The sequence below is a fragment of the Heyndrickxia vini genome, assembly GCF_016772275.1.
Classification (GTDB): Bacteria; Bacillota; Bacilli; order Bacillales; family Bacillaceae_C; genus Heyndrickxia; species Heyndrickxia vini.
This window is the reverse complement of sequence record NZ_CP065425.1, coordinates 3726407-3747824: the sequence shown is the minus strand read 5'-3', so window position 1 is coordinate 3747824 and position 21418 is coordinate 3726407. Positions and strand designations below refer to the sequence as shown.

Annotated in this window: 17 protein-coding genes and 1 other annotated feature; of the genes, 10 read left to right on the top strand and 7 right to left on the bottom strand. The window is 37.0% G+C overall.

Going from position 1 to position 21418, the window contains the following annotated elements:
- The first annotated feature begins 134 nt into the window (after window positions 1-134).
- Genes I5776_RS18705 through I5776_RS18700 form a run of 3 tightly spaced genes read left to right on the top strand, consistent with a single transcriptional unit; the run spans window position 135 to window position 2456 of the window.
- Complete coding sequence (locus I5776_RS18705; RefSeq protein WP_202778043.1) at window positions 135-755, top strand: TetR/AcrR family transcriptional regulator; 621 nt, start codon at window positions 135-137, stop codon at window positions 753-755.
- The gene (locus I5776_RS21690; RefSeq protein WP_281397272.1) at window positions 755-883 is read left to right on the top strand and encodes a hypothetical protein; all 129 of its coding nucleotides are present in this window, start codon (window positions 755-757) and stop codon (window positions 881-883) included. Before I5776_RS18705 ends, I5776_RS21690 begins: the two co-directional genes overlap by 1 nt.
- Before the next feature lie 58 nt (window positions 884-941).
- Window positions 942-2456, top strand: a complete 1515-nt coding sequence (locus tag I5776_RS18700) for an MDR family MFS transporter (RefSeq protein WP_202778042.1) — start codon at window positions 942-944, stop codon at window positions 2454-2456.
- A 398-nt stretch (window positions 2457-2854) separates the two neighbouring features.
- On the opposite strand, the gene I5776_RS18695 is transcribed toward I5776_RS18700, so the two are convergent.
- Entirely contained in the window at window positions 2855-5530 is a 2676-nt protein-coding gene (locus I5776_RS18695; protein ID WP_202778041.1) for a YhgE/Pip domain-containing protein, read from the bottom strand.
- Window positions 5531-6035: 505 nt separating this feature from the next.
- Window positions 6036-6629 carry a M15 family metallopeptidase gene (locus I5776_RS18690; RefSeq protein ID WP_066235503.1) on the bottom strand — a complete coding sequence of 198 codons (594 nt, stop codon included), beginning with the start codon at window positions 6627-6629 and terminating at the stop codon, window positions 6036-6038.
- Between the two features lie 274 nt (window positions 6630-6903).
- Here I5776_RS18690 and I5776_RS18685 point away from each other — a divergent pair, with 274 nt between their 5' ends.
- The 3 genes from I5776_RS18685 to I5776_RS18675 are packed head-to-tail and all read left to right on the top strand — an operon-like array spanning window position 6904 to window position 9141.
- Window positions 6904-7686, top strand: a complete 783-nt coding sequence (locus I5776_RS18685) for a transporter substrate-binding domain-containing protein (protein WP_202778040.1) — start codon at window positions 6904-6906, stop codon at window positions 7684-7686.
- Between the two features lie 32 nt (window positions 7687-7718).
- Window positions 7719-8381: an amino acid ABC transporter permease gene (locus tag I5776_RS18680; RefSeq protein WP_202778039.1), complete on the top strand. Its 663-nt coding sequence runs from the start codon at window positions 7719-7721 to the stop codon at window positions 8379-8381.
- Between the two features lie 16 nt (window positions 8382-8397).
- Window positions 8398-9141: an amino acid ABC transporter ATP-binding protein gene (locus I5776_RS18675; protein ID WP_281397270.1), complete on the top strand. Its 744-nt coding sequence runs from the start codon at window positions 8398-8400 to the stop codon at window positions 9139-9141.
- A gap of 77 nt (window positions 9142-9218) precedes the next feature.
- Here I5776_RS18675 and I5776_RS18670 read toward each other — a convergent pair whose 3' ends face one another.
- Window positions 9219-10463, bottom strand: a complete 1245-nt coding sequence (locus I5776_RS18670; protein ID WP_202778038.1) for an aminopeptidase — start codon at window positions 10461-10463, stop codon at window positions 9219-9221.
- Between the two features lie 417 nt (window positions 10464-10880).
- Between I5776_RS18670 and I5776_RS18665 the strand changes: the two genes are divergently transcribed.
- On the top strand, window positions 10881-12533 hold the full coding sequence (locus I5776_RS18665; protein ID WP_202778037.1) for a glycerol-3-phosphate dehydrogenase/oxidase: 1653 nt from the start codon (window positions 10881-10883) through the stop codon (window positions 12531-12533).
- A gap of 73 nt (window positions 12534-12606) precedes the next feature.
- Window positions 12607-13170, top strand: coding sequence for a glycerol-3-phosphate responsive antiterminator (locus I5776_RS18660; RefSeq protein ID WP_202778036.1), 564 nt, complete (start codon window positions 12607-12609; stop codon window positions 13168-13170).
- Between the two features lie 67 nt (window positions 13171-13237).
- On the opposite strand, the gene I5776_RS18655 is transcribed toward I5776_RS18660, so the two are convergent.
- From I5776_RS18655 to I5776_RS18640, 4 genes are all read right to left on the bottom strand, one after another.
- The gene (locus I5776_RS18655; protein ID WP_425490297.1) at window positions 13238-13939 is read right to left on the bottom strand and encodes an MgtC/SapB family protein; all 702 of its coding nucleotides are present in this window, start codon (window positions 13937-13939) and stop codon (window positions 13238-13240) included.
- Window positions 13940-13982: 43 nt separating this feature from the next.
- Complete coding sequence (locus I5776_RS18650) at window positions 13983-14780, bottom strand: HAD-IIA family hydrolase (RefSeq protein ID WP_202778035.1); 798 nt, start codon at window positions 14778-14780, stop codon at window positions 13983-13985.
- 186 nt (window positions 14781-14966) lie between these two features.
- Window positions 14967-15734 carry a sugar phosphate isomerase/epimerase family protein gene (locus tag I5776_RS18645; protein WP_202778034.1) on the bottom strand — a complete coding sequence of 256 codons (768 nt, stop codon included), beginning with the start codon at window positions 15732-15734 and terminating at the stop codon, window positions 14967-14969.
- Entirely contained in the window at window positions 15718-17085 is a 1368-nt protein-coding gene (locus I5776_RS18640) for an MFS transporter (RefSeq protein ID WP_202778033.1), read from the bottom strand. Before I5776_RS18640 ends, I5776_RS18645 begins: the two co-directional genes overlap by 17 nt.
- Window positions 17086-17647: 562 nt before the next feature.
- On the opposite strand from I5776_RS18640, the gene I5776_RS18635 reads away from it, so the two are divergent.
- Both I5776_RS18635 and I5776_RS18630 read left to right on the top strand, forming a co-directional pair.
- Window positions 17648-19111, top strand: a complete 1464-nt coding sequence (locus I5776_RS18635; RefSeq protein ID WP_202780861.1) for a protein adenylyltransferase SelO — start codon at window positions 17648-17650, stop codon at window positions 19109-19111.
- Window positions 19112-19173: 62 nt separating this feature from the next.
- Window positions 19174-19391, top strand: a binding site (T-box leader).
- Between the two features lie 42 nt (window positions 19392-19433).
- Window positions 19434-21296 (top strand): arginine--tRNA ligase, encoded by a 1863-nt coding sequence (locus tag I5776_RS18630; RefSeq protein ID WP_202778032.1) that lies wholly within the window; start codon window positions 19434-19436, stop codon window positions 21294-21296.
- Window positions 21297-21418 lie beyond the last annotated feature (122 nt).

Sequence of the window (21418 nt, the reverse complement as noted above, 5' to 3'; positions counted from 1 at the left end):
ATTGATACAGTAAGGTGAAAAAAAACATGTGACAGACTGTCGTTTTTTTATTGACTTATGACAATCTGTCATTTATAATATTGAAATGTAATCATTTATGACACGTTGTCACAAATCGAGGTGAGAGAGTAACAATGCCAAAACAAACGTTTTTTCACTTATCTAAAGATAAGCAGGAAACTTTAATTAAATCTGCTAAAGAGGAGTTTTCTAGAGTCCCATTACATGACGCATCGATCGCAAATATTATTAAAAATGCTGGGATTCCGAGAGGAAGCTTTTATCAGTATTTTGAGGATAAAGAGGATTTATATTTTTACTTATTAAATCAACTATCGAAAAAAAATGCGGAACGATTCATATCTATTTTAAAGGAGAAGGATGGTGATATTTTTGATACATTTATCGAATCCTTTCAATTTTTGATAAAAGTTCATAAAAATCCTGAACATAAAGGCTTCTTTAAAAATGCTTTTTTAAATATGAATTATAAGCTTGAAAACACACTAATGAATAATCTTTACGAGGAGAGTCAGAAAAAACAGTATTTCGATATCATTCACTTGATTAATACTAAAAATTTGAACATAAAGGACGAAAAGGATCTGCATCAAATAATGAAAATTGCTTCAGCAGTAACCTTTCATAATCTTGTTCATATGTTTGGCAAGGAATTATCAGATGAAGAAACATTAAAAAATTATATCGATCAAATGGAACTTCTAAAAAGAGGTTTATATAAGGAAGAGCATTAATGCCCCTTGAAGCAAAGAAAAAGAAGATGAATGTAAAAAAGATTGCAGAACAACTACAAAAAAAAGGGATAAATGTTCAGATTTGTAGACGACCTAATTTCAAATGTATGGGTACTCAAAATGCCTAGGAAGTCTTTAAAGAATCGTCCATTAAGTTAATTTTACAAAAAAAGGGGATACAAAAATATGGATTCAGCAATACAACAAAAGAAACCACCGTATTTAATGCTGGCAATTTTATTTATAGGCGCATTTGTTTCTTTTCTAAATAACTCGTTATTAAATGTCGCATTGCCTTCTATTATGGTGGATTTAAAAATTAAAGATTATTCAACCGTTCAGTGGCTTGCCACAGGCTATATGCTAGTTAGCGGTGTCTTAATTCCCGCATCAGCTTTCTTAATCACACGCTTTTCAAATCGTAATTTATTTATTACAGCTATGGCGATTTTTACACTAGGTACTGCGACGGCAGCGTTTGCACCAAACTTTAGTGTATTACTTGCTGGGCGAATGATCCAAGCAGCTGGTTCTTCTGTAATGGGACCTTTGTTAATGAATATTATGTTAGTTAGCTTCCCTCGTGAAAAACGTGGGACAGCAATGGGAGTTTTCGGATTAGTTATGATTACGGCCCCTGCTATTGGGCCAACATTATCGGGTTATATTGTTGAGTATTATGACTGGCGAATCCTATTCAAAATGATTTTACCGTTAGCGATTATTAGTTTACTGTTAGCAATTTGGAAAATGAAAAATGTAATGGATCAAAACAAAAAGGCTACTCTTGATTACTTCTCTGTTCTATTATCTACTTTCGGTTTTGGTGGATTATTATATGGATTTAGTTCCGCAAGTTCAGATGGATGGACGGATTCATTAGTCTTAACAACTTTAATTGTTGGTGCTGTTGCTTTAATAGCTTTCATCATCCGTCAATTGAAACTGAAGGAACCGCTTTTAGATTTACGTGTATACAAGTACCCAATGTTTGCACTTGCATCCATTATTGCAATTGTAAATGCAGTAGCAATGTTCTCTGGAATGATTTTAACACCAGCATATGTACAAAGCGTAAGAGGTATATCACCGCTTGATTCCGGTTTAATGATGCTTCCAGGTGCAATAATAATGGGTATCATGTCACCAATAACAGGTAAATTATTCGATAAATTTGGTCCGCGAATTCTTGCTGTGGTAGGACTTTTGGTTACAGCAGTTTCAACATACATGTTAGCAAACTTACAAATCGACTCTAGTTACTCTTATATTATTTTAGTTTACACGCTTCGCATGTTTGGTATGTCTATGGTAATGATGCCAATTATGACAAACGGTCTAAATCAATTACCAAATCGCTTAAATCCGCATGGTACTGCGATAAACAATACCGCACAGCAAGTGTCCGGTTCGATTGGTACTGCCGTCCTTGTAACTATTATGAATTCCGTGACAAAGACAAAAGCAGAAGACTTGATGACAAGCATCGACCCAACAACTTTTAATAAAGCTACAGAAGCTTTATTAACGCAAAAATCTTTATTAGCCGGTATACAATATTCATTCTATGTGGCTCTAGCAATAAATATTGTCGCTTTAGTATTAGCCCTATTTGTTAAACGTGTCGATACAAGCAATAAAGCCGTCAATAAGTTAAATTCACAGGAAACCACACAAATGAAGCCTGCTGAGGCGAAATAAGGGTTAGTTCCTTAGGATTTGTACGATTAATTAAGTATTTTATAGAAGGATCTCGGTCAAATTTGCCGAGGTCCTTTTTATTCAGGTTGACGGACACCCGATCCGTTATCTGTGACAAAACAGGTTCATTCTCTATGTTTGCGGACAGAGGTTCCTTTATTTAGTGAAAAAGTAGTCATTTCCTTCTGTTTTTTCATTAATAAGGGACTCAGTGTCCGCTTTCCTATTAAATTAGGGTCATTTTATAAATATAACTGATTATATGTCCACTAACGAATGTGCGGAGAGAAATCATGCCATTTTATCAACTTCTTTTTTCTTTTATTAAAGCGCATCTGTTGGGGAAGTAACATACAATAGGGACGATCTAGCATCAAGCTACTATCGTCCCTTGTTCTTTAATGTATAAGCTTACTTTTTTTCGCTTGTTTAGCTACTTTTTCGGTATACTTTGCCAACGGCTTTTTCAAGAAAATACCTAAGCCAAACCCTATGATTAAAAATAGCAAGAGAAACATGACGTTGTAGATAACCAATTCATGCACCATTCCACCGACCGTTTCCCTCATTAAATTAATCGCATAGGTAAATGGAAGAAATGGGTTAATTGCTCGGAAAAAAGGTGGGGCTACTTGAATGGGAAAGGTTCCTCCCGACCCTGAAATTTGTAGTACGAGCAGTATAATCGCCAATCCTTTTCCTACATTCCCGAAAATCGAAACGAGTGTATAAACGATAGACATAAATACGAAGCTGATAAAAATACTAGATAGAATAAATGGTATCTTATCTGCTACATATGCTTTCAGGAGGATCATATCCCCTAAAGTAACAATTAACGCCTGGAAAAAACCAATCGTAGCAAAAGTAAGGAACCTTCCAAAATATTCGTGATAGGGTGAATAAATCGATTCTGGATTCTCCACATCCACCCGTAATAAGGAAATCAAGAGTAGTGCACCTACCCAAAGACTTAACGTTGTGTAGAAAGGTGAATTCGCTGATCCGTAGTTTGGAATAGGAAATACTTTATGTTCCTTTAATAGAACAGGGTTTGCGAGGAAATCACTTTCTTTATTGATATCATTTTTTAACAGTTCAATGATGTCTCCTAAATTTTCCTCATTATTAAACTTCCTTACTTTATTTGCTGTATTTTTAACTGCCTTTTCCAGGCCGGGCAAGTCATTGCGAACTAAATTAGCAATTTTATGTGTTGCTTCTTCTACTTCGGGAAGCTTTGTGCGAATGAGCTCTGCAACCCGTCGAATATCATTTTCAACACCTGGTAGATCATTTCGTACAAAATCCGCCGCCTTATGAATTTTTGGTTCTAATTTTGGAAAGTCCTTTTGAAAAAAGTCTGCCGCAGCATTTACTCCTTGAACAACTTTTGGCATGGCCGTTTGGATCTTTTGTATTGTTTCATGTAGCTTTTTTTCGATATCAGGAAGATCTTGCTGCAATTGTTTTAAGCGATCATAACCAAAGTTCGCTACCTTCGCTGAATCCTGTAAAATTTGTTTAATGTCAGGCAGTTTATCTTGGGCTGTATTTAACACAGAAGCCGAATCTTTCGTTACTTGTATAAGCTTTTTATACCCTTGCGTAATATTTGGTGCAATTTCCGAATCGTAACGATCAAGAATAGTATTTAATAATTGACTTGCCTGTTGCGATGTTTGGTTTAATTGTGAAACCAATTGTGAATTCGGTTGCTTACCTTCTTTTAAGGGTCCTTCAATTTCTCTGACGAGTGAAAGCTGTTGTTCAAATTTGGCCTTTGCATCCCAAAGTTTCTGAATGACTCCTGTAAGTGGTTTGTTTGGCATATTCTCATTGATACGAGTAAACAATCCGGTGGTTCGATTAATTTCGTTGATCCCGTTCGTCAATTGTTCATCCAAAGCTTGTGACATTTGTAGTGCTGTTTCCGGATTTATACTATTATCTTTTAAGCTGTTCGTTAACCCGTTGACAGTATCAGCTGTTTGTTTTAAAAGTAATAAATTTTGCTTTACAATCGGAATCATTGAGGCAAAAGTAGCTTCACTTTTATTTAAAAAGTCATTTGCAGCGGCGGCCATCTCTTTTCCATTTCCTACTACCTGTTCCACTTTAGGCATTGACCCTTGGGCTGCTTGAATGATTTTCTGAGCCTTTGCCGTGTCATCTAATGCTGTTTGAATCCCTTTTTGTATAGTGTCAAAATGTTGGTCGATTTCCGTTACTTTATTTGCTGCTTTTTGGATGTCTGGCAGCTTTGTTTGTAAAGTGACGATTTCACTTCCAATGTTTTTAAGTTCTGGGAGCTTATCCTCCAGCTTCAATATCTGTTTTGACGATTGATTGATTTCGGGAAGCATTTTTTCTAAAGCGATAATTTTTTGTCCTTGTTTTCGAATTTCCGGTAATTTCTTTTCAAACTCCAAAGCTTTATTTCCCATGTCCTGAATATCTGGTAAATACCTTTCCAATTCAAATAAAAGATTTTCCATTTTTAAAATAGTCGGTAATTCCCTTTGTAATTCAATGCCAATTTTATTAAATTCAGTAAGGACGGCCTTACTAACTGTTTTAACAAAGTTAGAACTTACATTTTCCGTTATTGTTGATGCACCTTTGGATGTAATCTTCGGAGCAATCGCATTTATCTTTTCATTCACACTGTATATAATCTCCGGTTTTTTTGGTTGGGCATCTAAAAGAGTGGTGATACGTTTTGAAAAATCCTTTGGAATATAAATGGTGGCATAATAATCCCCATGTTCCAATCCACGTGCTGCTTTCTTCTCACTGACAAATGTCCAACCAAGCGCATTATTTTTTTTCAATGTGTTGACGATTTCCTTCCCCACATCAATATTTCTATCTCGTAAAACGGCCCCCTCATCTGCATTGGATACAGCAATGGGAATATGTGATGTATTTCCATATGGGTCCCATGAGGCTTTAAGATTAAACCAGGCATATAATGATGGAAGGATCATTAAAGCAATAATCAAAAATAGTGCAATCGGTGTTTTAAACACATTTACCCAATCATTTTTGAAAATTTGAAACACTTTTCTCATACATTTTCGCTCCAGTTATTGTTGTCGTAATTATAGTTTTCCTTATTGGTGCGAAAGTATGAATAGAAAGAACGTCTAAAAGGATAGTGGTTAGGAATCTCCTTTTTTGAAGATGATTGCTTTTAACAAAGCGAGGATTACAGGTTTGTAGATCATAGGACTTCATTTGAGCCGCATAGAAAATGGTTTGTGGATCATAGAAAGTCTTTTGCGGATCATAAGCCCAATTTCGAACGGTGAAATACAAGTTTGTGGATCATAAAAGGTTATTTGAGTCGCATAGAAAACGATTTGCGAATCATAAAAAGTTATTTGTGCATCATAGAGATTGGATTCTTCGGTTACTTCAATGTTACATACTCATCTTAACCTCGCAAATCTCGTTCTTCCTATTTTAAGAGCGAAGAAACGCGGAATATTTAGGAAAGAAACGGTCTAATGTTTATTCTAAAAAAACCATTAAAAAAGGAAACTAAACAAAAGACCAAATCAAATACGATTCGGCCTATTTATTCGTATCCGCAGTTAAAGAGGAAGCATCCGGCCTTGCACCAGCTTGTAAATCAGAAATACTTAGACCAAAATTCATTTGAAGGTGTGGGTAATCTTTAAACTTTACCCAGTCGCCACCCCAAGAGAAGCCTAAAGCTTTTGCTATATCTACCACTTCGTACCAATCTTTTTTACCGTTTTTATTCCCATCATACTGCATATCCCAAATAATGTCTCCAGAATGGTTCTTTAATGCAAAATCGACTGCAAGCCCATAATTATGATAGGACTCGCCGCCTTTAGCATTCGTTACAACTGATCCGCTAACTGTCCGTCCCTTTTTATAAAGTTGATTTTGGTCTGCTGCGCTGCGAAAATCATCCGTGATCACGACCGTGATTCCTTTCTTCGCTGCTCGTTGGACTAATTGCTGTGTCCGTTCTTTTACTACCGGATTGAGTTCCGTGGGGAATGTAGGAGTGGATTTATTATTTGAGTTATTATTCAGGTGAATACTTGGTTGCTTATTTGATTGTATATAAAAAAGTAATAATAATGTGAGTGGAATAATAAATAAAAATCTTCCTTTTCTCTTTTTCTTTTTCAATGTTATACCCTTTCTAAATCATAATATTATCATTATTTAAGACGAAAAAGTTGTTTAATTGTTTCATAGTTTTTAGATATATGGAGATAAGTTGATAAGTAAATCCTTCTATTAGTAATGATAACATTTTTATTTTAAAAAAAATGAACCTAAATCTTGGTATATAGGTGTCTTCAAATTTCCTGAAAGCAAAGAATGTTTTTTCTATGGTTGAAATTAATGCTTGCTGGGTAAATACATAGTATGGCTTGAAAAGAGAGGAGAATCATCGGGCATGAGGAAACGATTGATACATATGATCACAGGCATATTTTTAATAGCGATATTAACAGCCTGTGCCCAGAAAGAACAGCTATCGGATGGAACCGAGCTGATTGATAAGCAGAAATTTATTTTTGCAGCCTCGGGGGAATTTAAACCCTTTAGCTATGTGAAAAATGATGACTTATCGATGACTGGTTTCGATATCGAGGTAGGCAATGCTGTTGGAAAGGAATTAGGGCTCGAACCAGTTCAGAAAAGAATGAAATTCAAAGGACTTATTGAAGGTATAAAGACAGGAAGAGCAGATGTCGCTGTCGCAAGCCACACCATTAACTCCGAACGTGCCAAGCAAGTTGCTTTTTCCACTCCATATTATTACTCGGGACCCCAAATATTTACTAGGCCTGATAGCAAAATTGAAACCGTGGATGATTTAAAAGGTAAAGAAGTTGCTGTGGCAAAAGGTTCTACGTATGCTGATACAGCAAAAAAGTATACGGATAATATAAAAATGTACGACAGTGATATTACAGCATTAAAAGCTTTAAGTATCGGTAGGCATGATGCAGTGATTACTGATTTTGTCACCGGAAAAAGTGCAAAAAAAGAAGGTTTCGATATTAATGGAAAGCAATTAATTGAACGAAGTGAACAGGCCATTGTCGTTCCCAAAGATAATCCAAAACTTCTTAAACGAGTGAATGAAGCACTTCAAAAACTTCGTGATAATGGTACGCTTGCTCGAATTAGTAAAAAGTATTTTGGCCAAGATATTACGAGAAAACCAGAATAATAGATCATTTACATAGAAAGGGTGACCTTATTTTGCCAAGTATTTCGCATTTTTTTGATACATTAATAAATAGCAAGGGCCTTTTCCTTGAGGCGATGTTATGGACCTTAAAGTTAACGGTCGTCTCCATCCTAATTGGAATCGTATTCGGGTTATTTTTTGCCTTGTTAAAAATTTCAAGAGTTAAAGTTTTCGGCTATATTTCTGATATATATGTATTCCTTGTACGGGGAACCCCACTAATTGTTCAGATATTTATTTTGTATTTCGGTTTTAGTGGCCTTTTTCTTATTCCAGATTTTTGGGCAGCAGCACTTGCTCTTGCCTTTCATAACGGTGCGTATATTGCAGAAATTTTTCGTGGGACGATTCAGTCGATTGATAAAGGGCAAATGGAGGCCGGAAGATCGCTCGGTATGACGAGAGGATTAGCCATGCGCAGGATTATTCTTCCACAAGCATTCAAAAGAGCTCTGCCACCGCTTGGAAATCAATTTATTATTGGATTGAAAGATTCCTCTTTGGCAGCCTTCATATCGATGAATGAATTGTTCAATATAGCGACGACATTAGGATCGAATAATTTTGATGAGATGACTTATTTGTTAATCGTCGCTGTTTACTATTTAGTACTCGTTGCCTTGTTAACAATCGTTGTAAGCTTAGTTGAAAAAAGACTGGCAGTAAGTGAATGATAGGAGGGGGATACCTATGAGTGAACGTGAGATGATTAGAATCGAAAATTTGAATAAATCGTTTGGAAGTTTACATGTTTTAAAGGATATTAATGTTTCAATCTATGAAAGTGAAGTTATGTGCTTAGTCGGTTCGTCTGGTTCGGGGAAAAGTACCTTGTTACGCTGTCTGAATTTTTTAGAAAAAAAGGATAGTGGAAAAATTTTTATCCAAGGCGAAGAGATTATGCCGAAGACTCATAATATTAATCATGTCCGCCAAAAGGTGGGAATGGTGTTTCAGCATTTTAATCTTTTCCCGCATAAAACGGTTCTTGATAATATCATTGAAGCCCCCACCAAGGTAAAGAAGATTTCCAAAAGTGTGGCGGTTGAAGAAGCGAAACAGCTGCTCAAAAAAGTAGGTCTTGAGGATAAGGCGGATGTTTATCCAAGCAAGCTTTCCGGAGGGCAAAAGCAGCGTGTAGCAATTGCAAGGGCTTTAGCGATGAAACCTGATATTATGCTTTTTGATGAACCAACATCCGCCCTCGATCCTGAGCTTGTTGGTGAAGTGCTGGCAACAATGAAAGAGTTGGCTGATGAAGGAATGACGATGGTAGTGGTGACCCACGAAATGGGTTTTGCCAGTGAGGTTGCCGATTCGATTATTTTCATGGATGAAGGAAGAATCATTGAAAGAAACAAACCAATGAAGTTCTTTAATAGTCCAAAGGAGGCACGGACGAAGGAATTTTTGAAAGCAACAATGTTAAAATAAAGAAGGTGTAATTGTTAATACGGCATCCCTGCCTTTGTAATAAGTTGTTTCAAAGGCAGGGATGCCGTTTTTATGACCTAGATTGCCCAGTCTCCATTTCGGAAGATCGGAACAACGGTGCCATCTTGTTTAATTCCATCAATATCCATTTTGTCGGATCCAATCATGAAGTCAACGTGAACAATAGATGTGTTCATACCATGTTTTAACAATTCCTCTTGGCTCATTTTCGTTCCACCTTGGATGGTTGTTGGATACGCTGAACCAATTGCTAAATGATTGGATGCATTTTCATCAAATAGTGTATTAAAGAAAGTTACATTAGACTGAGAAATTGGGGATGGGTCTGGAACTAGAGCTACTTCTCCTAGCCCGGTTCCACCTTCATTATCAAATACCAATTTTTTAATCGCTTCATCACCTTTTTCGGCGGAAATGTCTACGATTTTTCCGTCTTTAAAGTGAACCTCAATACCTTCAATTAGTGTCCCTGCATAGCTTAATGGCTTTGTACTGCGGACAACACCTTCCATGCGATGGGTATCAGGTGCAGTGAAAACTTCTTCCGTAGGCATGTTCGCGATAAATTCTTCCCCTTTTGGACTATAGCTTTCGGCGCTTGCCCAAATATGGTTCTTTGGTAAGCCTAAAGTTAGATCAGTACCAGGTGCTTTGTAGTGTAGAGCGTCAAATTGAATGTCATTTAATATAGCTGCTTTTTCATTCAATATTTTTTTATGCTCATCCCAAGCAGCGATTGGATCTTCTTCATATACACGACATGTTTTAAAAATTTGATCCCATAACGCATCTACTTGTTCTTCGGAAGTTGATAGGTCAGGGAATACATGTGCAGCCCAGCCTGCTCCAGCAGCAGCGGCAACTGTCCATTTCAAATCATCATTTTGGGTGGCAATGCGTTGAGCCTTGAATGCTTTACCTGCAGCATTTTGATAAGCAGCCACTTTAGCGGGATCAGCTTCATTCAATAGACCCGGATCACTAGAAACGATTGATAAGCGACTAACACGATGATTAAGAACATGGTCTTCAGATTCTTGAATTTCATATTCAGGAATATTCGTGAGAATTTCCTTTGGTTGATGTAAGTAATGCAGTTTACTAATTTCATCGTCTGACCATTTGATAATTACCTTTTCAGCCCCTAGTTGATAGGCTTCTTTTGTTATGTATCGTGCTAAAGGAGCTTGATCAACAGTAATCGTCATTTTTACCCAATCACCCGCTTGAACATTAATTCCTTTCGAAACTAAAAGTTTTGCATATTTCTGCAAATTTTCTTCAAAATTAGGTAGAACCATTTTTTCTAACCTCCAATAATTATTGTGCATACAAAATTACTTTTCCATTGTATGTTGCTACTAGTTAGTTACTCAAATTTACTGAAGTCATTCTAGTTAGTTTAACCATGATAGCTACTCGTTATTATACTCTACGTTGGTTGTTGATTGTAGTAATTTGAATTATGCGCTTTCTAATATTTAGCGAACTCCGAAAGAAGTAAGTGATATTTTAAAGAAGACTTGAGCTTTTAGGATAAAAAGCTGGATGGACCCCTTATTATATGTTAGAATATATATAAAATTCATACTATGGTTAGAGATTAAGAGAGACCATACAAAGGTTTGGAGTTGCTCCAAATTATTTGTAGTGGTCTCTTTTTGTTTTGTATTCAATTATTGAAAAGCAAATTGAATTAGTGAAGGAGAGGGTGCAACATGAGTAATGAATTTTCGAAGAGAACAAGAAGTAACACGTTAGAGTGTATGCTCAATAATCAATACGATGTATTGATTATTGGAGGTGGAATTACCGGTGCGGGGATTGCTTTGGATGCTGTTACACGTGGATTAAAGGTGGCACTTGTAGAAATGCAGGATTTTGCAGCTGGTACGTCAAGCAGGTCAACGAAATTGGTACACGGGGGACTTCGGTATTTAAAACAATTCGAAATAAATGTTGTATCTGAAGTAGGAAAAGAAAGGGCGATTGTCTATCAAAACGGACAGCATGTAACGACACCAGAATGGATGCTGCTTCCAATTCATAAGGGAGGAACCTTCGGGAAATTTTCTACTTCTATTGGACTCAGAGTATACGACTTTTTAGCAAGGGTGAAAAGAAATGAACGACGGAGGATGCTTGACGTTACGGAGACGCTTCAAAAAGAACCGTTAATTAAGAAAGATGGATTAAAGGGGGGAGGATACTATGTTGAATATAGAACAGATGACGCGCGTTTAACAATCGAGGTGATAAAAGCAGCGGTAGAAGCGGGGGCAGATATCGTTAATTATACAAAGGCAGAAGGTTTTCTATATGATTCTAATAAAAAAGTAAATGGAATCAATGTGAGGGACATCTTTACAAGTGAAACCTATCAAATTTATGCCAAAAAGATCGTTAATGCGGCTGGTCCTTGGGTAGACCATGTTCGTGGAAACGATTTCTCTAAAAATAATAAACAACTCCGTTTAACAAAAGGAGTTCATATTGTTATTGACCAAAATATATTTCCATTAAAACAATCCGTGTATTTTGATACCCCGGATAAACGAATGGTGTTTGCAATTCCAAGGGATGGAAAAACGTATGTAGGAACAACAGATACATTTTATGATCAAGATCCTCAGCATCCAAGGATGACTGCGGATGATCGTAAGTACCTTATCAATGCCATCCATGATATGTTTCCGGACGTCATGATAGTTGAAGAGGATGTGGAGTCAAGCTGGGCTGGCGTTCGGCCACTAATTTTTGAGGAAGGAAAAGACCCCTCTGAAATTTCTAGAAAGGATGAAATATGGGAATCTGAGAGCGGACTTATTACAATCGCCGGGGGAAAACTTACAGGGTACCGCAAGATGGCGGAAAATGTGGTTGATCTCATTTCTAGTCAGCTTGCTCAATCTGAAGGGATTACGTTAAAACCTTGTCAGACAATCCATTATCCTATTTCGGGTGGAGAATTTAAAAATTATAAGGATTTTATTGAAAAAAAATCAACGGAAGCTATTCGATTTGGATTAACAATTGATGAAGGCAAAGAGCTTGCAAAGAAGTATGGCTCCAATGTAGATATATTATTTAACTATGCAAAGACCTATAGTGAACAAACTGATCAGCAATTATCCGCTTTCGTATACGCTCAGCTTATGTATAGCATGGAACATGAGATGGTCATTAAACCCGTCGACTTTTTTATTAGGAGAACCGGAAGCATTTATTTCGATATTCACTGGGTCCGAAAGTGGAAGGAAAAAGTAATAGAAGAAATGAAAAGCTGGATGGAATGGACCACTGATGAAACAGAAAAAATGAAATACGAATTGGAAAATGAATTAGAAAAAGCGGTCAACCCACAACAATGATGTAGAGGGAGGAATTATCGTTTTCTTTGTAGAAATGGATACTAGAAACGATACTAAATGAGGAGATGCAAATATGAATATAGTCGATCTAGTACAGTCACAAGTCATCGCATCAATCAAAAATGAAGGGGATATTGATAAGGCTATCACAAGCAGTTCAAATATCGTTTTCCTTTTAACAGGCAATCTATTAAACATGACAGAGCACCTAGACAGATTAAAAAAGGCAAATAAAGAAATATTTATCCATATTGATTTTATTGAAGGTCTTTCAAATACGAAAAGTGCCATAAAGTATATAGCAAAAAGCTGGAATCCTACTGGTATTATTACTACTAAAAATTCTTTGATTAAATATGCTAAAGAGGAAGGATTAATGACCATTCAAAGGATCTTTCTAATTGATAAAGGTGCAATTAAAAAAGGGATAGATATGTGCCAAACATGTAATCCGGATGCTATTGAAGTGTTACCGGGTCTTATGCCGAGCATTATTGACCGTCTTACGGCCCAAGTGAATTTGCCGATTATCGCAGGGGGATTAATTAGCTCAAAAGAGGAAATCTTGCAGGGACTGGAAGCGGGAGCACTTGCCATTTCCTCCGGGGACCCTGCACTTTGGAATTTAGATATATAAAGTGAAAACCAACATAGTAAAATGGTTTAGATAAGAAGAAAAATCCCACCTCTGTGGGATTTTTCTATTAACCGCTGATTTCTGTTCGGTAAATTGTATCAATTTGTGAGACACCTTCGTAAATATCGGATGTGCTATTCCGATAGCTCACTTGCACCTTTAAATCCAATAAATAATATTGATCATCCAATTCCTTGATGTGAATATAATCCATAGTCATCTCTTTATCTTGTAAAGCTTGGATGACTCCACGAATATCATTTCTATCTTTTATAATGAGCTTTAATGAAATTTCCTTTGAGTGAAGTTTTTGAAAACCGATTAGCTTGATTAGGCTAGGGATTAATTCAACACTAACGATTAGTAAAACGACACCTGCAATAGCCTCAATATAAAAACCGGCACCTGTAGCAATACCAATTCCAGCCGCCCCCCAGACCATTGCTGCAGTTGTTAAACCAGAAATTGTATCGTCTTCTTTTCTAAGTATGACACCTGCACCTAAGAAGCCAATTCCAGAAACAATTTGAGCTGCTAGTCGAAGGGGATCCATTTGGATTTTTACTACGTCCGATGCAGGGAATAAGTAGGCTGCTTGAATGGAGACGATGGTTAAAAGACAGCTGACGATAGAGATGACTAAGCTTGTTTTTAATCCTAACGGTTTTCTCTTTAACGCCCTTTCAAGACCTATAGCCAAACCTAAAATGGCTGATATTAAAAGCTTTACAATCATTTCAATATTGAAATTTTCCAATATTACCTGCATCTTCCTCACCCCTTTTTCCACATTCGGTATGATTGATTTACGATTAAGCTGTTACGATCTCATGTAAATTGGCGATTTCTTTGATACTTTCAAGAATATAGGTTGGCCGATCATTTGATGTTTTTACCATATCAATCGTAGTAATTCCAGTTAAGACCAAAATCGTATGCATTCCATTCTCATTGCCCATCCGAATATCTGTTTCTAACCGATCTCCGATCATATAGCATTGTTCGGGAGGCAGTTGTAGAATATCATTTACCACAATATCCGCCGCTAATTTGGACGGTTTTCCCATGATTCGGTCTATCGTCTCTCCAGTAGCTCCTTCTAAAGCGCCAATCATTGAAGCGCAATCAGGCAATTGTCCGCCAGCAACGGGACAAGTGCGATCAGGATTCGTTGCAAGTATAACCGCCTTATTTTTCACCCAAGCTTGATAGGCTGTATTTAATTTTTTATAGGTAAATTGGCGGTCCCACCCAAGCACAATATAAGTTGCTTCATCCGAATCTTCTGTTAAGCGAATACCTTCATTTTTTAATTCGTTTATTAATGCTTCTTCCCCAATGACATATGCAGCATCCGAAAGGATCATCTGCCGTTTTAAATAGTTAGCGGTAATATAATTTGAATTAACAATGTTGTCTATTGTTGCATTAATCCCAAGTCGATTTAATTTTTTTACATAATCTAGACGAGTAGCAATTGACTTATTGGTAAAAAAGACTACTTTATGTCCATTATCAAGTAAGTATTGGATAGTATCTGCTGCTCCTTCTATCAAATGATTATCTAAATAAACGGTTCCATCTAAATCAAAAATAAACCCTTTAGTCATTCTTATGCCTCCTAATCGCTGATGTAATAAATACAAATAAAAAGAAAATCCTCGAGCTTAGGAGACCTAGCATTAACTAGATCATACAAGCTTGAGGATTTTCTCTTCATTCTCTTTCCTACGGTTATTCTATTGTTATATTGTTAGTATATTTTCAAAATGATAAAACATTACAATAATCTAAACCTACACATTAACCTTTGTTATGTGTTCAATTATATCTTGCAAAGAATATTTATAAGGGTTAATTTCATACACGATTGGTCCTGAATATTGATTAGCTTCTAAATAACTGTTTAAGTCTTTTGATAAATTTTCTCCTTCACCGGGAAGCAAATGAAGATCTGACTTCCTGTCATTATCTGATAAGTGAACGGCACCTAAAGCGCTGCCCAATTTAGCAATTGTTGTTTCTAAATCGTCTCCCATTACAGCTAAATGTCCAATATCAAGACAAGCTTTAATATTAGCTTTGTGAATTAAATCGAGCCACTCTTCTACATTGGATGCGATATGGTGACAATAATTTAATTTGTCCGGGATAAGATTCTCTAATAATAATTCAATGCCATATTGCTTTGCTTTTTCATTTAGCAATAATAAGCGTTCCTGAATTCTAATAAATGTTTCATCCCTTTCTTCCGAGGACCATGCATATCCACCATGGAATGTAGCATGTTGTCCTCCATATATAGATAGGGTCTCCATCCATTCGGTTAATACGTGAAAGGTTCTTTCATACACAACCGGATCCGGAGTAGCTAAATTTAAATCATGGAAGGGCAGATGCATTCCAATTTTTAATCCAACTTGTTTGGCATACTCTAAATATTCCTTTGAGCGATGTTGTTCAGCCCATATCTCAATTCCATTAAAACCGGATTGTTTTATCGCTCTAAAATCACTTAATGTTCCGTGTTGTCCAATTGACCAAAGACTAAGCCATTTTTCCATGATTGCCTCCTACACTCGATTTATTATTAAGTGCTGATGATACTTCATCATTTAGTTCCTCTAAGTTCTTTCCTTTTGTTTCAGGCGCCAAGAACACTGATATAAGCAATCCTGCTAAACCAGCAACAGCAAATAGCCATAATGCTTTGCTGTTTCCCCAGGCTGCGACAAGTTGTGGAAAGACTAATATTCCCAAAATTGAACCAATTCGGCTTACTGCAGTTGCTAATCCTGAGGCACTGGCCCGTATACTGGTAGGAAATAATTCAGTTGGATAGACAAAGTTTAGAATTCCTCCACCCATATTAGCGAATAAAACGGCAAGGCTAAAAAGGATAACCAAGAATGCCATAGTTGGACTTGGATTAAGAGCTAAAATTATTAACGCGATTGAAAGTCCTGTAAAAGAAGTAATAATCAATGGTCTTCTTCCGATTTTTTCTACGATATTCATTCCGATAATAGCTCCTAGAAGTCCGAGTAAACTAACGGTACCAGAACCGATATATGCCATCATTTGAGAACCATGTGTGAATGGTTTGAGGATAGTTGGTGTATACATGGAAATACCATAATAGGCTACCGCATAGCAAAACCAAAATCCACATACAAAAAATGTACGGCGAAACAATGTTTTCGAAAAGACATCACTTAATTTTTGCTTCTTGTCTGTATTTGGCTTTATGATTACTTTTTGTCCTGTAATTTTCAACATGATTTCTTCTGCTTCCTTCTCACGGCCACGGGAAGCCAACCATCTTGGAGATTCAGGTAGAGTTACCCTAAAATAGAAAACAATAAGTGCAAAAACAGCGCCAATTAATAACATGTATCTCCAAGCACTAGGGCCAAGAGGTTCTAGTAAAATGCCGCAAATGTAAGCTACAACAGCTCCTACAAACCACATTGCTCCTAACGATGTACTATGCTTTCCACGACTTTTTGTTGAACTAAATTCGGAAACAAGGGTAGCTGAAATAGGATAATCTGCACCAATACCAATCCCTAATAAGAAACGGAATAAAATAAGCTGCCATGGTGCCTGTGCAAAAGCAGTTAAAGCTGCGAAGATAACGAACGCCAATAAGTCAACAACATACATGGCTTTTCGACCAAACTTATCAGTTAAATTACCGAGCCATAGTGCTCCAATAAAGGAACCAATAACAGCTGAAGATGTAATTAAACCTTGTAATCCCGGCCCGATATCCCATTGACTTAAAATCAAGGGCATTGCAACAGCAATAACGGTTAAATCGAAGCCATCAAGAAAAGTACCTGCCGCTGATAAAAGCGTAATCTTCCTTTGGAAACGCTTTAACTTCGGCGAATCTAAATGCTCAAAACTCATCAAAAACTCCCCTTCCCCTTATACTGTGTAATCCAATGTCAGGAAAACAAGAAAAGCCATAGCCAAAAAAAACATCAATCGTGTTTTTAGTGACTATGGCATCTCTTCATCTCCAGCCATACAATTACATAGTTAAATAGGTTTGATAATTTATTTATATATTATTAAAATTATTCTGTCAACAGTTTTTCTATCGAATTTGAATAGACTACTTAATTATTCTCCTTCTCCTTAAATGATTTCTTTATCATCTTTCATTAATGTTTTCATATCTTTTTTAAAAGAGAAATCCTCTTTCTTTACGACATATTTTTTCCTCCTCTTTCAATCAAAAGTCAGTAACGAAGCGTTCTTATCCATTATTTAATCAAACGTTTGATTAAGAAAAGAACTGGTTGAAACTAGTCGAATGATGTTATCTTGTAATCCATCAGCATAATAAATCGCTGGGAGTAGAAATTAAACATAATGTCTTTTAACTATCTTTTTGTGTAATATGAGTGATATAAGAAATAGTATTCATATTAAGAAGTACGATAATACAAATAAGGATGGAGAATCGATGACAACAAATAAGGAATTTGGGTGGAATTTTGACAATAGTTACACTCGTCTGCCAAAGTTATTTTTTTCTCCCACCGACCCGACACCAGTACAATCACCTAAGTTGATTATTCTCAATGAACAGATCGGGAAATCCTTGGGTTTGAACGTTAAGGAGTTGCAAAGTGATGATGGGGTAGTAATACTTGCAGGGAATAGGATTCCTGATGGTGCATCCCCAATTGCTCAAGCATATGCAGGGCATCAATTTGGGCATTTTACAATGTTAGGGGACGGAAGGGCAGTGCTTCTCGGTGAGCAGATTACTCCCCAAGGTGAAAGGGTCGATGTCCAGCTAAAAGGTGCAGGCAGAACACCATATTCAAGAGGTGGAGATGGCCGGGCAGCACTCGGACCAATGTTGCGGGAATACATTATTAGTGAGGCCATGCATGCACTTGGGATTCCTACCACTCGAAGTCTGACCGTAGTAACAACGGGTGAGTCAATTGTCCGAGAAACGGAGCTAACAGGGGCAATTTTGACCCGATTAGCCTCCAGTCATATTCGTGTCGGCACTTTTCAATATGTCGCGAATTTAGGTAAAGTGGAAGAACTTCGAATTTTAGCTGATTATTCAATAAAACGGCATTATCCAGAACTTGAGGAAAACGAAAACCGATATCTTTCATTCCTTAAAGAAGTAATTAATCGCCAAGCTAAACTGATTGCTAAATGGCAATTGGTTGGTTTTATTCATGGCGTAATGAACACGGATAATATGACGATTAGTGGAGAAACGATTGATTATGGTCCATGTGCATTCATGGATACTTATGATCCCGAAACGGTATTCAGTTCGATTGACATTCAGGGACGCTATGCGTATGGAAATCAGCCGTATATGGCTGCGTGGAATCTTTCTCGTTTTGCTGAATCTTTATTGCCACTTTTGCATGACAATCAAGAGCAGGCGGTGAAGCTTGCCCAAGGAGAGATTTCTAAATTTGGCGAACTGTACCACTCTTATTGGATAGAAGGGATGAGAGCGAAACTAGGAATTTTTAACGAGGAGGAACAAGATGATTCACTTGTTACGAATCTCCTTGATATGATGAAAAAACATCAAGCGGATTATACGAATACTTTTATTGCTTTAACATTTGATAAGCGTGAGAATAGTAACTTATTTGGAGCAACGGAGTTTGTTCAGTGGTATGAGCGCTGGCAATCAAGACTAGAAAGACAAACGGAATCGAAAACGGAGTCAAATCAATTGATGAGAAATAGCAATCCAGCAGTGATTCCACGGAACCATCGGGTGGAAGAAGCACTGGAAGCAGCTGTTGAAAAAGAAGACTATGGTGTGATGAAGCGGCTGTTACATGTACTTTCAAATCCTTACGAACACTCTGATGAACAAGTTGAATACGCTACACTGCCAAAGTCAACCACACCTTACCGAACTTTTTGTGGTACTTAATGAAGAGAACCAGATGAAGGATTGACTTTTTTGTTTATTTGGATATAATGTTTAAAAATACAACAGTTTCTAGGATTGGGAGAGTAATTGTTGAGTCCGAGTCAAAAGCGAGCCGGGTTGGTGGGAGCCGGTACCGGGTTAGCAGTGAAACGGACCCATGAGAATGACTTTTGAATGATTAGTAGGAAGTCACGGCTAAGACCGTTATCTTATTAAGTGGTTAAACGGAAAGTTTAACAACAAGAGTGGTACCGCGAATGCAAAAGCCTTCGTCTCTTTTTAAAGAGATGGAGGCTTTTTTTATTTAAAGGAGGTTTTTTTTATGATAAGCCAGTTGATTATAAACAACATCGAAAAGTCTGTGAACAGTCTTTTTCATGAAATGGGTCTCAACTATAATGAGGATTTGAAAATTTCTGTTGAACAACCATCACATTTAGAACATGGTGACTATTCGACAAATGTTGCGATGCAGCTTGCGAAAGTTTTACGGAAAGCACCGATTCAAATTGCGGACATGTTGAAAAATAAACTGGAAGAAGAAGGGGAAATGGAGGGCTTAGTTTACAAAATTGAAGTAGCTCCACCAGGATTTATCAATATGTCTATCGATTGGAATCAATGGGTTAAGAGGGATTTTAAATTTCCATTGAATAACGGCGAAAAGGTAGTTATTGAACATACATCTATCAATCCGAACAAATCGGCCCATATTGGCCATCTAAGAAATTCGTGTATTGGTGATTCTCTTGTACGACTTTTAAAAAGAGCCGGATACAAGGTAGAAGTGCATAATTATATCGATGATTTGGGGAATCAACTTGCGGACACAGTTGTTGGTATTTTGAATATTCCATATAAAAAAGAGCACTCTCGTTTTGGTGATTTCTGTTGGGATATTTACTCTACGGTAAATAAGCAATATGAAAAAAATCCTCCATTACTTGAACAAAGGACAAATGTTTTACATTCACTTGAAGAGGGGATTGAAAATTTGTCTTGGGTCGGGTTACTTGTTGCGGACCGAATAGTTCGTGAACATATCGAAGAAATGAATGAGTTTGACATTCATTATGATTTGTTGGTATGGGAAAGCAATATTGTAAGAGAAGGATTTTGGACTGCAGCGTTTAACTTACTTAAAAAAACAAAACAATTTCACCAGGAAACTTCCGGTAAGTTGGAGGGGTGCTGGGTGTTGAAACAGCCTACAACTGTTGCAGAAGATACCGAATCCGAACATAGTATGGATAAAGTGTTAGTTCGTTCCAATGGCATTTTAACTTATACGGCAAAAGACATTGCTTATCATCTGTGGAAATTTGGATTGCTGGAAAAGGATTTCATGTATAAACGTTTTTCAGAAGGACTATGGACAACGAATATGAATGGAACTGATGCGTCATTTGGTCAAGCGGATATCGTCATCAATGTTATTGACCACAGACAAGAGTATCCGCAAGCAATGGTGAAACAAGCACTTGAAATATTAGGATATACGAAACAGGCAGAGAAACTTCGTCATGTCAGTTACGGTGTCGTTTCTTTAAGCCCGGCGGCAGCAATGGAACTTGGTTTAGATACAACGGATGGAAAAGCATCGTACGCCATGTCTGGAAGACAAGGAATAGGAATTAAAATATCCGATTTACTTGATCTTATGGAAGGGATTATTGAAAATAAACGTTCGGATAAAAGTGGATTGTCGAGTAGAACGATTGCGGCAGCATCGATCCGTTACTACCTTCTTCGTTTTAGTTTGTTAACCGAGGTCGTTTTTGACATTCAACAGGCGACAGAAGTAACAGGAAATACGGGTGTATATTTAATGTATTCTCACGCACGTGCGGTTAGCATTTTAAGTAAAGCCGAAGTTGACTTGTATTCGGAGCAAGTGGTACCGAATGAAATAAATCATATGGATAAGGCAGAATACGCATTACTAAGACATATTGCCACTTGGCAGGATACGCTTTATGCGGCATCTAATGAATTATCCCCCCACAAGATATGTACGTATGCACATGAGCTAGCAACTTTGTTCAATAATTTCTATGCAGCCTGCCCAATTATTAAAGCGGATAATGACAAAAAGGCGTTTAGACTTTGGCTTACGTTAAAATTCAAAGAAACCATCGGGGATGCATTGACCGTACTGGGGCTGCCGTCACCGGATCGGATGTAAACTAAAAAGGGAATTGCTTTTTTCTTATTAGGTAGCTGTGGATATTTGTTAAAATAACAAGTAATATTGGTTAATAAATGTTAAATTGTTTGAATTGTGAGCGCTGTCCAAGAAGTGGAAAT

Bases quoted from the DNA above. Each gene is read 5' to 3' on its own strand.
- I5776_RS18640 (WP_202778033.1), bottom strand. From the start codon at position 17,085: ATGAGTTTTGAGCATTTAGATTCGCCGAAGTTAAAGCGTTTCCAAAGG.
- I5776_RS18650 (WP_202778035.1), bottom strand. From the start codon at position 14,780: ATGACTAAAGGGTTTATTTTTGATTTAGATGGAACCGTTTATTTAGAT.
- I5776_RS18675 (WP_281397270.1), top strand. From the start codon at position 8,398: ATGAGTGAACGTGAGATGATTAGAATCGAAAATTTGAATAAATCGTTT.
- I5776_RS18705 (WP_202778043.1), top strand. From the start codon at position 135: ATGCCAAAACAAACGTTTTTTCACTTATCTAAAGATAAGCAGGAAACT.
- I5776_RS18700 (WP_202778042.1), top strand. From the start codon at position 942: ATGGATTCAGCAATACAACAAAAGAAACCACCGTATTTAATGCTGGCA.
- I5776_RS18670 (WP_202778038.1), bottom strand. From the start codon at position 10,463: ATGGTTCTACCTAATTTTGAAGAAAATTTGCAGAAATATGCAAAACTT.
- I5776_RS18665 (WP_202778037.1), top strand. From the start codon at position 10,881: ATGAGTAATGAATTTTCGAAGAGAACAAGAAGTAACACGTTAGAGTGT.
- I5776_RS18630 (WP_202778032.1), top strand. From the start codon at position 19,434: ATGATAAGCCAGTTGATTATAAACAACATCGAAAAGTCTGTGAACAGT.
- I5776_RS18645 (WP_202778034.1), bottom strand. From the start codon at position 15,734: ATGGAAAAATGGCTTAGTCTTTGGTCAATTGGACAACACGGAACATTA.
- I5776_RS18660 (WP_202778036.1), top strand. From the start codon at position 12,607: ATGAATATAGTCGATCTAGTACAGTCACAAGTCATCGCATCAATCAAA.
- I5776_RS18635 (WP_202780861.1), top strand. From the start codon at position 17,648: ATGACAACAAATAAGGAATTTGGGTGGAATTTTGACAATAGTTACACT.
- I5776_RS21690 (WP_281397272.1), top strand. From the start codon at position 755: ATGCCCCTTGAAGCAAAGAAAAAGAAGATGAATGTAAAAAAGATTGCA.
- I5776_RS18695 (WP_202778041.1), bottom strand. From the start codon at position 5,530: ATGAGAAAAGTGTTTCAAATTTTCAAAAATGATTGGGTAAATGTGTTT.
- I5776_RS18685 (WP_202778040.1), top strand. From the start codon at position 6,904: ATGAGGAAACGATTGATACATATGATCACAGGCATATTTTTAATAGCG.
- I5776_RS18655 (WP_425490297.1), bottom strand. From the start codon at position 13,939: ATGCAGGTAATATTGGAAAATTTCAATATTGAAATGATTGTAAAGCTT.